General features: G+C 52.3%; 9 protein-coding genes. 4 read left to right on the top strand and 5 right to left on the bottom strand.

What is annotated here, in order from left to right; all coding sequences use genetic code 11:
* Positions 1-62 precede the first annotated feature (62 nt).
* From HVE01_RS01620 to HVE01_RS01605, 4 genes are all read right to left on the bottom strand, one after another.
* Positions 63-1,328 carry a TRAP transporter large permease gene (locus HVE01_RS01620; protein ID WP_146942027.1) on the bottom strand — a complete coding sequence of 422 codons (1,266 nt, stop codon included), beginning with the start codon at positions 1,326-1,328 and terminating at the stop codon, positions 63-65.
* A gap of 28 nt (positions 1,329-1,356) precedes the next feature.
* The gene (locus HVE01_RS01615; RefSeq protein ID WP_125750482.1) at positions 1,357-1,920 is read right to left on the bottom strand and encodes a TRAP transporter small permease; all 564 of its coding nucleotides are present in this window, start codon (positions 1,918-1,920) and stop codon (positions 1,357-1,359) included.
* A 1-nt stretch (position 1,921) separates the two neighbouring features.
* Positions 1,922-2,908, bottom strand: a complete 987-nt coding sequence (locus HVE01_RS01610) for a TRAP transporter substrate-binding protein (protein ID WP_125750485.1) — start codon at positions 2,906-2,908, stop codon at positions 1,922-1,924.
* A 127-nt stretch (positions 2,909-3,035) separates the two neighbouring features.
* Complete coding sequence (locus tag HVE01_RS01605; RefSeq protein WP_125750488.1) at positions 3,036-3,743, bottom strand: DUF3581 family protein; 708 nt, start codon at positions 3,741-3,743, stop codon at positions 3,036-3,038.
* Between the two features lie 107 nt (positions 3,744-3,850).
* On the opposite strand from HVE01_RS01605, the gene HVE01_RS01600 reads away from it, so the two are divergent.
* Positions 3,851-6,814, top strand: coding sequence for a hypothetical protein (locus HVE01_RS01600; RefSeq protein ID WP_146942025.1), 2,964 nt, complete (start codon positions 3,851-3,853; stop codon positions 6,812-6,814).
* A gap of 74 nt (positions 6,815-6,888) precedes the next feature.
* Here the strand turns inward: HVE01_RS01600 and HVE01_RS01595 are convergent, their stop codons facing one another.
* Positions 6,889-7,605, bottom strand: coding sequence for a trimeric intracellular cation channel family protein (locus HVE01_RS01595; protein WP_089039499.1), 717 nt, complete (start codon positions 7,603-7,605; stop codon positions 6,889-6,891).
* A 179-nt stretch (positions 7,606-7,784) separates the two neighbouring features.
* Here HVE01_RS01595 and HVE01_RS01590 point away from each other — a divergent pair, with 179 nt between their 5' ends.
* From HVE01_RS01590 to HVE01_RS01580, 3 genes are all read left to right on the top strand, one after another.
* Positions 7,785-8,249 carry an NfeD family protein gene (locus tag HVE01_RS01590; RefSeq protein ID WP_146942023.1) on the top strand — a complete coding sequence of 155 codons (465 nt, stop codon included), beginning with the start codon at positions 7,785-7,787 and terminating at the stop codon, positions 8,247-8,249.
* A 44-nt stretch (positions 8,250-8,293) separates the two neighbouring features.
* Positions 8,294-9,343, top strand: coding sequence for an SPFH domain-containing protein (locus HVE01_RS01585; protein ID WP_125753722.1), 1,050 nt, complete (start codon positions 8,294-8,296; stop codon positions 9,341-9,343).
* 343 nt (positions 9,344-9,686) lie between these two features.
* Positions 9,687-11,438 (top strand): GGDEF domain-containing protein, encoded by a 1,752-nt coding sequence (locus HVE01_RS01580; protein WP_244973741.1) that lies wholly within the window; start codon positions 9,687-9,689, stop codon positions 11,436-11,438.
* The last annotated feature ends 4 nt before the right edge of the window (positions 11,439-11,442 follow it).

The following is an 11,442-nucleotide window of genomic DNA, read 5'->3' as shown; positions in this document are numbered from 1 at the left end:
GGCATCATAAACACCGAGGAGAGCATCAGTTCAGCTAGAGGTTGAAATGAATGTGATAGCGATTAACGCTGGATAAGCCCGTTGGTTAACCACGGCAGCCAGGCAAGAAGCATAAGGGTCACTAACGTTGCTAGCAAAAACGGCAGCAGCGAGCGAAATATTTTAAGCGGCGACGCCCCCGTCATTGAGGAAGCGATAAACAGTCCTGCCCCTACCGGGGGCGTTAACAGGCCTATTACCAGGGTTAAACACACCACTACACCAAACTGGTAGGGGCTAATCGCGAATTGGCTTTGGGCAATGGGCATTAAAATCGGTACCACTAAAATTAGCGCCGCAATGCCATCAATCACCATTCCCACTAACAGCAGTGCGCCAATCACCAGTAGCAAGAATACGAAAGGGTCGCTGGTCAACGCGGCAATCCATGCGGCGGCCATTTGCGGAAGCTGCTCATAAATCACCACCCAGCCAAACACACCAGCAGCGGCAATCAGCATTATCACTAAGCCGGCGTTAATCGCAGTACGCGTCAGCACCTGGGGCAACTGGCTGAAATGCAGATCACCGTAGACAAAACGTCCCATCAATAGCGCCGCCAGTGAAGCCAGCGCGGCCGATTCCGTTGGCGTGGCAACCCCCCATAGAATGCCGCCGATAATGATCACTGGAATGAGTAGAGCAGGCAGCCCCCAAAGCAGGTCGTGAAGCGCCTGACGGCGAGTAGGCCACTGACCTTTAGGGTATTGCTGGACCAAGCCTACCAAGGCAATCACGATAAAAAAGCTGGTTCCCAAGAGCAGCCCCGGCAGCAACCCAGCAATAAACATTTCCGCAATCGGCACTTGGGCCATGACGCCAAACAACACAAACAGCATGGAAGGTGGAATAATCGGCGACAGTAGCCCACCCGCGGCGGTAATCGCTGCGCTGTAGGATTTGTCATAACCTTCCTGCTCCATTGCTGGCACCATTGCCCGAGACATAATGGCAATTTGCGAGGCTGCCGAACCAATAATCGCCGCCATCATCATGTTGGCCACTAAATTGATATAGGCGAGACCACCGCGAAATCCTCCTACTAAAATACGCGCTAGGGCGATCAAGCGGCGGGTTAAACCGCCTTCATTCATTAATTCGCCCGCCAACATAAATAACGGAATCGCCAGCAATCCATAGCTTTCAATGGCGCTAAACAGCTGCTGTGGATACGAATCAAACAACACCGTATTGCCTGACATCTGGATGTACCACATGGCAGTCAATGCCAGTACTAGCGCAATGGGCACAGCACCGAGCAACAGCAGCAAAAAAACAGCAATCGTCATAAACGTACCGTCAACAGGGTAAGCAGAATTAGCGTAGCGCTTTGGCGGTGGATTCTGGGGTCGGCGTTCGCCACTGTTTGAGTGACTGGATAAGATTCGCCCAGCTATGCAGGCTAAGGGACAATGCAAACCACGGCACAATTAACCACGCCCAGAATTTTTTAATGCCAAGCGTGGAGGTGTTTTCAGCGTAAATAAAATTGAATGTTTGCCCTTGAAAAGCACGGGTATCAAACCCTGCTTGCACCAGTGCAAGTGGCTGATACCAGCGCCAGCAAAGCCACGCTAACAGCAGGGCAAATAACAGCACCATGGTATCTACCCAGATGCCTATCAATTTCCGGCCGGATTGCGGTAATAGATCGCTCAGCAACGTGACCGCTATCCCCTGGCGGCGTTTAAACACCGTGGCGGCTATCAAAAAGGTCATCCAGATCATGGCGTAAATCGCCAGCTCGCTAATCCAGTAAAGCGGGCTGCCTAGGGCGCGAAACGCAATATTGGTGAGAATCAGACAGGTAACCGCCGCCGCTAAAGCAGCGGCGGCAATCTCTTCACAGCGTGCAAGCCCTAATGAAAAACGTTGCAGCATGTTACTCTTCACGTAACCGGTCAGCCTCGGCGCGTAACGTTTCTAACATAGGTGCCTTAGGCGCCCAGATGTTTTCCCACTGTGCAATGGCGTCAGAGAAAAACTCAGCATCCGCTTCAACGATATTGATATCCAAGGCGCGGATCTCCTCTTCCTGAGCGGCATCCTTCTCTTCAAAACCCACCAGCACGTTCTCTAGATGCTCAGCCATCGCAGTATCAATCAGCTCACGATCTTGTTCAGAAAGATCGCGCCATACTCGCCCAGACACGACGCCCACCATAGGGAACATCATATGGTTAGAAATCAGCAGATTTTCCGCTTGCTCATAGAATTTCAAAATTAAAATAGAGTCGAAATCCATATCAATGGCATCGACCTGACCGTTAGCCAGCGCGTCATACACTTCTAAGAGTGGCATGGGGGCAGGGGCAGCACCCGTGGCCGTATAGAAATCCCGAATTGGCTCAAAAGGGGTAATACGTAAACGCTGCCCCTGCAGATCGTCGGCGCTTTCAATAGGATCACGGCTGAGCACTTGGCGCATGCCTACCATGCCATAGCCAACGCCAATTAAGCCGACTTCTTGTGGCATTAACTCGAGCAGCTCCCCTGCCGCATCAGAACGTAAAAGCCGTGCCGCGTGATTAACGTCATCAACCAAGTAAGGCGCGTATAGTGCGCCAAAATCTGGAATACGGTTGGAAATTTCGGCAATCGTCAAGAAAGCCATATCTAACGCGCCGGTTTGAAGCTGCTGAACCATTTGCGCTTCATTGCCTAGCTGCTGAGCTGGAAAGACACTAACGCTATGCTCGCCACCAGAGCGTTCGTTAAGTGTTTGGGCAAAAGCTTCTGCCTCGGTAGACCATAGATGCTGTGCTGGCGTGATAAGACCGAGACGAAAGTCCCGCGCCTGAGCACTCATGGCTGAAACGGCGAGCGTAACTGCTGCGCAGGCAAGCGTAAGCGTTTTGATGCGATTCATGCAAAGCCTCTTGTATCCAGCGGAAGCGTCGAGCGCGCTTCGCGCATTTTTTTAATTGATAGGCTTTGAGAATACCTTAGCGTTAGCGTTAATGGCACCCGCCATTACGCTAACGCAACGACACTACCTACGCCGCCTCATAAGCCGCCTTTAAGCGGTAGAATTCATCAACAATCGCTGCCATCTCAGTTGCGTTGTACTCACATAAGCCGCTGACCACTAATTTTTTCGAGCCTACCCCAACCGCTTCTCCAGCAGACTCAATCGAGAACTCAAGCAAGGCATCAGCACGTTTACCTTGAACCTCTAGCGAGGAGCTCGTTAGGGCTAAGTTCGGCGAGAAACCGTCTAGACGCTCTAAGGAAAACCCCATGCTGTCGTATATAACCAAGGGCCGCTTAGGGTTAAACATTACCCCATGCTGCTCCATTAAAGGCTTCAAATAGTGAGGAAAATTCTTACCTGAAAACGCCACATAGCAGCGGGCAAACGCCTCAATCGCCGCTTCATCGTGAGTAACTTCTCCGCTACGCGTCACCTGTAGATAGCACTTGCCACCTTCATCGCAGACAAGTAGATCACCATTCGCTTCTTCACTAAACTTGAGAGGAGTGTCAGCTCCCACCATATTGGTGAAGCGAAATTCCATTTGTCGCGACAACCCAAACTTCACCAGCACCAGTGTAAAGAGCAGGTCTCCAGGTACGCAAAAACGGCGCGCATCGGGATTATGAATCGGGTTGTAGTCGCCGGCCACGCCCTTGGCGAAACGGCTGGCCTGCTCAGCAGAGATCACAACATACTCTCCGCGCTGCGCGTAAAAATCCTTGAACATGGCTTTGCTGCCTGCCTAGCGTTGAAATCGAAAACCCATTACGGCCCCACGACGCGCATAATGCCATAAAACACGCGCCGACAGGAGTCATCTGCAAGGAAGCCCGTATGCCGAAAGAGAACCTTAGGTCAAAACGTCTCCCCCGTATCCTGATAATCACGCTATTAAGCGCATTAATCGCGACATTAGTATGGGTATTTGGCAGTACTTGGCTGCTAAATAGTCAATGGCTACCCAAACGGCTGTCTCAGATCGAGGGAGTCGAAGTGCGCTGGACGAATGCAAACAGTCTGCATCCAGGGCGCTGGGAAGTAGAGAACCTTTACTTGGCACGGGAAGACGACAGCTTACCGATTTCCGTTGAAGCCCAACGTGCAACGCTTTCGCTGTCGCTACTAGCTCTTCTGCGCGGTGAACTACACATACAGGCACTTAATGCCAACGGGCTTCGCCGCTTAACCATAGGCGATATCGCTCTCGAGGCACAAGGCCAGCTGCAAGTGGCTGATACCCAGCTAAGTCGCGCTGTATTAGCCGTTCCTAACGTGTCGTTGGATATCAGCCAAGGCCACCTGATACGCCTTAGTGACCAAGCCTCGTTAGTACAAAATATCCAGTTACGCGCAGACGCCTCCCTAGACAGTGTGAATACCGCGCAAATTCCTCGCGAAGAGCTCACCACTGAGCTGCTCAGCGCCCTGTCTGCACAACTGAGCATCGCGGCGCAGGCAGATGCCTGGGACGTGTTTATGCCCTACTTAGAAGCGCTTCCCTGGCTAACACTTGATGGCCACGGCAACTTAACGGGTGAATTGAACCTACACAATGGCGAACTACAGCATGGCAGCGAGCTAACCTTAAATGCACCTGAATTGCGCTTAGCGGTAAACGAGCAGCGCCTGCAACCCCGCGAAACAGACGACCTGCGTTGGTTGGTTGCAGAAACACCACCTCCGCTCCACACCGCCGTTGGTGAAGGCGCTGTACGCTTGGCGGTAGAGGACAACAAGCTCAACTTTTCAACGCAACTCGTCGATGTCGTCTTGGCGGATACTCACCCTTATGCCACCAATACGCAGCTTCACCTATCAACCAGCATGCCCAATCAGCGCCTCGACCAGTTAGACCTGCCCACTGGCGCCTCGCTGGCGCTACAGGGCGACGTCACTCGCCTGGACATGCTTGATCGCTACCTGGCACACACCTTTGACGGCCAAGGGGTTCGGCTTGAGGGTAACGGCCAAATTGAAGCCAGCGTGACGCTACGTGACGCCAAGCCACATGACGCCTTCTTAACGATTCAAGCACCAACACTTGCGGCAAATTTAGTTAATTTCACGGCTCAAGGAAGTGGTTCATTAGCCGCACAACTGTCGAGCGAAGAGACGATAGATGCGACACTCACCTTCACCGACGCCACCCTTAGCCACCATCAGCGAACGTTGATGGCGGACGCGGCCATCACGTTAACTGCACTAAGCCCACTGAACCCAGAGCTAGCGCGAGAAAACGCTACTGCCCGGCTAACTTGGCAGTCCGCTCGGTTACCCGACATTAGTGTGTTACAAACCTATCTTAAAGCCGCCCTGCCCGACCCTGCCCCATTGCAATTGCTTAGCGGCCAAGCGACTAGCCGTGGGCAGCTCGATTTCACCACCCAAAGGGTAAGCGGCGAGATATTGTTAGCAGGAGAGCGATTAGCCACCCGCTGGCAACACACTGAACAGAACGGCGTACTGGAAAGCGACGCACAGCTTAGGTTAGCCATTCGCCAAGCCGCTCTTGATGGCACAAGGCTTGATATCAGCGGCTCACGTCTAAGCTGGCAAGTGGCGGATACACAGTCTACCAGCGAGCGATTAGAGAGTATTTTAGTGCTCAATGACGGTCGCTTTCAGCGCAGCGACAGTAATGCTAATGAGAATAAGCCGCTCAGTGGCGAGTTTTCACTCGAAGGTAGCGTTCAGCGACTCGGATTCTTAAATATTTTTTTACCCGACGCCCATGGCTTGGCAGTTGCGGGCAATGGCCAACTGTTCGCTCAGGGGGCTTTTGGTAATGACCGATTACTTGCCCCCACCCGCCTACGTGTGAATGCCGATCAGCTTGAGGTGGCCTTTTTAGATTACCTTGCCACTGGGCGCGGCGAGCTCACCGCCCAACTCGACACATCTGAGCAGGCCCAGCTTTCGTTAGGCATTCCACACTTTGAACTTATGCGCCAGGGTGATGACCGTCCCCATTTGGAAGGCCGCCACTTTGCCCTCACGACCGAAACTGAACGTTTTAGTGACGTGCTAGAGTCACCAGAGCCCGATTTCTTCACTACTCGCATCGCACTGCCTATTACGGAAGTGCCAGACTTCACCCGCTATAACCGTTACCTGCCTGAAAATGCCGGGGTTTCATTATTGGGCGGCCAAGCTAGCCTAACCAGCGAATGGTTATTGGATGGACTTACCGCCCAGGGAAACATGACACTACGCGCATTTGGTGCAGAACTAGCACTGCTTGATCAACAGCTTAAGGGCGATGTTGAGTTACACCTGCAGCTCACCGAAGGTGATTTAGAAACACGCCACTTCAACGCAAATGACTCGTTTCTGCGTCTTGAAAACGTCTTCCGGCAAAGCTCGGAAGGCACACAGGATGCTGGCTGGTGGGTCCAGCTCACAATGGAAGAAGCACAGCTTGAGTGGGGAGATCCAATCAGTTTAACCAGCCAACTGCGCCTTGGCATGCGCGATACAGGGCTATTGGCGCGACTCTTTCTTGCCCGCGCCAGACAAAGTGATTGGCTGGGACGGTTATTAAACGTGCATGACATTAACGGTAGCGCGCAGCTGCAGATCAATGGCGAACGCATACGCCTACATGATCTCACGCTTAGCGGCGGCCCCCTTTTGCTGCTTTCCGATGTCACTTTGGCTGAAAAAAGCGCCAATGGTGCGCTCTATGCACACCTTGGTGCACTAGGGATAGGTGTAGAACTGATCGACAGCGAACCCTCATTAAAGGTACTGCAACCAAGACGCTGGTTTGATCGCTGGCGAGAAGCAAATGCGTTTTGAAAGACAAGAAAAAAGAAACAAGCAGAGGCGAATACGCCTTCCTTTCGCGACATCGCCATAGGAAGTCTGCTCAGCTAACGTTTTTTACGCTCTCGCCGGATCATGCGCACCCGCTCTTTGGCTTTCTGAGGGGTCGATAACGGTGCCGAGGCCTCATCTTGCGTTTTCGGTGGCAGCGTAACCCAGGCAAATACCGGTAGCGCCAGGTGCCAGTGAATCGCCGCTAGGCGCAACCCGAGTGTCGCCGTTAATGCAGCGGCAATCGCAACGGTGAGCGGTGCCTGTAATGCATCGAGCGCCACATACACAATCCCCCCCGCCAAGGCTGCCGTGGCGTAGATCTCCTCACGGAGCACCATCGGCACCCGCTGGGCTAACACATCACGGATCATGCCCCCCGCCACGCCGGTCATCATGCCCATTAACACCGCCACAACGCCTGATGTGCCCAGCAACAGTGCTTCATGGGTGCCAATGACAGTAAATAGCGCCAGCCCAAACGCATCAGCGACAGGCAAAAAGCCCCGAGAAAGGCGATGAATATAGTGAAACCCCACCAAAGACACGCCGACTGTGGCTAATATCACCCACAAATAGGTCGGATCAGTTACCCAGAATACCGGGCGAACGCCCAACACCAGCTCTCTGAGTGTGCCGCCGCCAATACCGGTCACCGCCGCCAACACCAGCATACCGAAGGGATCCATTCGCGAACGACAGGCTAAAATCACCCCTGACAAGGCGAATACGATGACACCCGCCATATCTAACCAATAAATCACACCCGACACACGACTCTCCTTAGAGACATGCTCAGTAAGGCAAGTAGGATAGCACTCCACTGCGTATTCAGGTCATCAACAAGAGGATGAGGCCACTAAACAGTGGCTGTTACGCAGTACACAGGCCAATATACGCCGAGTAGGTTACGCTAGTGAACAGCTTCATCCATAGACTGCAAGGAGCACACATGGACTGGAACCCTGCTTATACTTGGCTGGTGATTGCTCTGCTGCTGAGTCTCGCAGAATTGACGTCTGGCGCAATGTTACTGCTTGCACTGGGAGTTGCTGCGGCGCTCACCGCGGCGGTCACAGCACTGGGATTATCACTGCCGTGGCAGTTACTTAGTATGGGGATTTTCGCGGGTGTCTTAGTGCCTTTAGGCATTATGGTTATTCGTCCGCGCTTTTCACCAAGAGGCGTTGCCTACGGCACAACCGGCACAGGTGTCGAAAAAGGTAACCATTACAAAACACTGGTTCGCGACTTTGACAACGTAACCGGCATTAAAGTGAACGGTGATTTCTACCGTTTGCGTGTTATTGAGAGCGGTGATACCGACTTACCGCCTGGCACCCGAGTTATCTTTAAGCACTTTGAAGGTACCACGGCCGTAGTGACGCTGACACCTCCAGAAAATACCAACCACTAGGATGCATCTTCCCCACGCAAGGAGCCATAAACATGAATAACCTCATGGATTTATCAATTAGTCCTGGCCTGCTCATCAGCTTGATTATTGTCGTTATTGGCGTGCTCATTATCTCGAAAGGATTGGTTATTGTTCGCCAGTCAGAAGTGATGGTGATTGAACGACTGGGCTCCTTTCATCGCGTACTTGAAAGCGGCATCAATATCATCATTCCGTTTATTGAGCAGCCACGCGCGATCACAATGCTGCGCTACCGCAAAATGGGCGAGGATTACACCGCGATTACCAGCGATGAAGTCCGCATTGACCGTCGTGAAACGGTCATGGACTTTCCTGGCCAGCCGGTCGTCACTACGGATAACGTCACGGTGAGAATCAATGGCGCGCTTTATTATCAAATTATCGATCCTAAACGAGCTGTCTATGAAGTAGAGAATATGAGCCAAGCCGTCGAGGTGCTGGCCAAAACCACGCTTCGCTCGGTGGTCGGTAAGATGGAGCTAGATAAACTGTTTGAGTCGCGTGCCGAAGTTAACAATGAAATCCAGGCAGCAATGGAAGAGCCCGCTTCAAAATGGGGTGTCAAAATCTCCCGAGTAGAGGTGCAGGATATCGCCATGCCAGAAGAGGTAGAGTCTGCGATGCGCCTGCAGATGGCCGCGGAACGCAAACGCCGCGCGACAGTGACAGAAGCAGAAGGTGAAAAGTCTGCAGCCATTGCAATGGCTCAAGGACAGCGTGAGTCGGCCATTCTTAACGCTCAGGGGGATAAAGAGTCGGCGATTTTACGCGCTCAGGGTGAGCAGGAATCCATCAAACTCGTGCTTAGCGCCATCGGCGATAGCGAAGAGAATAAGCGCACCGTAGTGGGCTATCTACTAGGCCAAAGCTATATCAAAGGGCTGCCCCACATGGCGAAAGAGGGTGAGCGGGTATTCGTGCCTTACGAGTCTTCTGCTCTATTGGGGTCAATGGGCATGTTCCGTGAAATGGCAGGCTCACCTGAAGATACTGTCGCCAACCATCTCAAAAATCGCAGCCGTAGCGAGAGCAGCTTACGCAGCGGCATCGTCGGCGGCGCCGCATCCACTTAAAAAGTATGTTTTTACTCATACTGCGCTAGCTACTATTTCTACCAATAACTTCTATCAGTTATTTCTATCAGCGACGCAAAACCTAGCAAGGCTGGGCCAACAAAGGCTCAGCCCCCTCTGTCACTCTCTAGAAACATTTAGTAACGTTGACGAAACTACCATCGCCTTCGGCATATTTTTAGTTAAACTGGGAAGAATCTTTGTTGCTTACCTCATGTGCGCTTCAGTCAATTGCAGGCTTTGGCTGATGTACTTACTAGAAGAAGGATCATAATCAGGAGATTAGACGTTCATCATGCTGCCTCGTTGGCTTGCCATACGTCATTACCCTCAGCTGCTCCTAATGCTGACCACGCTTGTGATGCTTCCAAGTGGGCTTTGCGCAGCTTACTCACCACAACCATTGCAAAGTTGGGAGTATCGCTGGGGAGATTCTCCTCAGGATTCAAATAACCGCTTTCAATGGCTACACAGCAACGCAAGCGAGTGGCAGGCGACTGCTTCTCCACTTAACCCGCCTGGCCGCGAGGGGCACGAACATCTCTGGTTACGCACGACACTGCCCGCCGGAGACTGGAATGACCCTGTTCTCTTTATCACTAGCATGAACCTTATCGGACAGGTTTACCTAGGTGACAAACTTATTTATCAATACGGCGAGTTTGACGCTCAGGGTAAGGGGAGTTTTGCTGGTTGGCCCTGGCATATGATCGATTTACCCGACAATGCTGCCTGGCAACAACTCACTTTTCGCTTCTACTCTGACTACACCAGCATTGGTCTATGGGGCCAAGTGCAAGTCATGGAACGCAGTGATGTACTCAATCAGGTTATTCACGACTCTGCACAAGATCTTGGCGTGAGTGCACTGGTGTTGGTACTAGCAATTCTGGCAACTATTTTCGCGTTGATCGGGCCGCAACGCCAAGGCTTTGGTGCCATTGCTCTATTTGCCTATTCGTCAGGGTTGATGTTGCTTGCTGAAACCCCTGCTCGCCAGCTAATTTCCGGTTGCGCTCTGGGTTGGGACATGTTGCGAGCAGGCAGCTACTACACACTGCCAGTGGCATTAGGCTTATTGCTCAGCGACTGGCTGAAAGGCACGGCAAAACGCTGGATCACGCGGCTATGGATTACCCATCTGCTATACCTCGTTTTCGCCATGGGCTTGGTTCTGTTGGACGTAATCAGCCTTTCGCTAACGTTTCCTATCTTTGATGTCATGCTAGCCATCTCGCTCCCTGTCATGTTGTTGCTAGCACTTATGCGCTTTCAATGGCTAAAGGTGGAACAGCGGCTACTAGTGGTGAGTTTTACTTTCTTCGCCCCACTGCTGTTAGCCGACATGGCCGTTGCCCATGGTTTTATAGCCTGGCGCAGTGTGCCATTAAGCTATGGCACATTAGCATTCGCAGTCGCAAACGCTGCTATTTTCCTGTGGCACTATCGCCATACTCAACAACAACTCGCCCTTGCCAATGAAACTCTTGAGCAACAGGTAGCGTCCCGCACCGCTGACCTTGACCGACTCGTTCAGGAGTTAGATAGCCTATCCCGCAAAGATCCATTGACGGGCCTGCATAATCGTCGTCACTTCGACTCAGCATTTGAACACCAATGTCAGCGAGCAGGGCAGCCTACCAGCCAACTCTCTGTACTTATGCTGGATGTGGACTATTTCAAACAGATCAACGACGATTTTGGTCATGATGCAGGAGACGCCGTTCTGGTGGAAATTGCACAGTTGCTGCGACAGCATCTACGCGATCTCGACGTCATCTGTCGTTTTGGTGGCGAGGAGTTTGTTGCCTTGCTGCCTGCCACATCGCGAACTGTTGCCGAATCCAGAGCAAAAGCACTGCTGACGTCCATCTCGCACACGGTATTTGCTCATCAGGGTATACCGCTTCGGCAGATCACGCTTTCCTGCGGGGTGGCCACTTACCCTGATCACACCCAAGACCCCAAGATATTGCTACGACTTGCCGACGAGGCACTCTATCAAGCAAAACACAGCGGGCGAAACCGCTGCGTTGTTTGGGAGGACTCTCTTGAGGATAAAGGCTTTTTATTCGGTAAGCAGCAAACACTATGAACGT

Source organism: Vreelandella venusta, from assembly GCF_007989605.1.
Taxonomy (GTDB): Bacteria; Pseudomonadota; Gammaproteobacteria; order Pseudomonadales; family Halomonadaceae; genus Vreelandella; species Vreelandella venusta.
This window is presented reverse-complemented; position numbering and strand designations above follow the sequence as displayed.

Coding starts and splice junctions, on each gene's coding strand:
- HVE01_RS01590 (WP_146942023.1), top strand. CDS start 7,785: ATGGACTGGAACCCTGCTTATACTTGGCTGGTGATTGCTCTGCTGCTG.
- HVE01_RS01615 (WP_125750482.1), bottom strand. CDS start 1,920: ATGCTGCAACGTTTTTCATTAGGGCTTGCACGCTGTGAAGAGATTGCC.
- HVE01_RS01610 (WP_125750485.1), bottom strand. CDS start 2,908: ATGAATCGCATCAAAACGCTTACGCTTGCCTGCGCAGCAGTTACGCTC.
- HVE01_RS01580 (WP_244973741.1), top strand. CDS start 9,687: ATGCTGACCACGCTTGTGATGCTTCCAAGTGGGCTTTGCGCAGCTTAC.
- HVE01_RS01585 (WP_125753722.1), top strand. CDS start 8,294: ATGGATTTATCAATTAGTCCTGGCCTGCTCATCAGCTTGATTATTGTC.
- HVE01_RS01620 (WP_146942027.1), bottom strand. CDS start 1,328: ATGACGATTGCTGTTTTTTTGCTGCTGTTGCTCGGTGCTGTGCCCATT.
- HVE01_RS01605 (WP_125750488.1), bottom strand. CDS start 3,743: ATGTTCAAGGATTTTTACGCGCAGCGCGGAGAGTATGTTGTGATCTCT.
- HVE01_RS01600 (WP_146942025.1), top strand. CDS start 3,851: ATGCCGAAAGAGAACCTTAGGTCAAAACGTCTCCCCCGTATCCTGATA.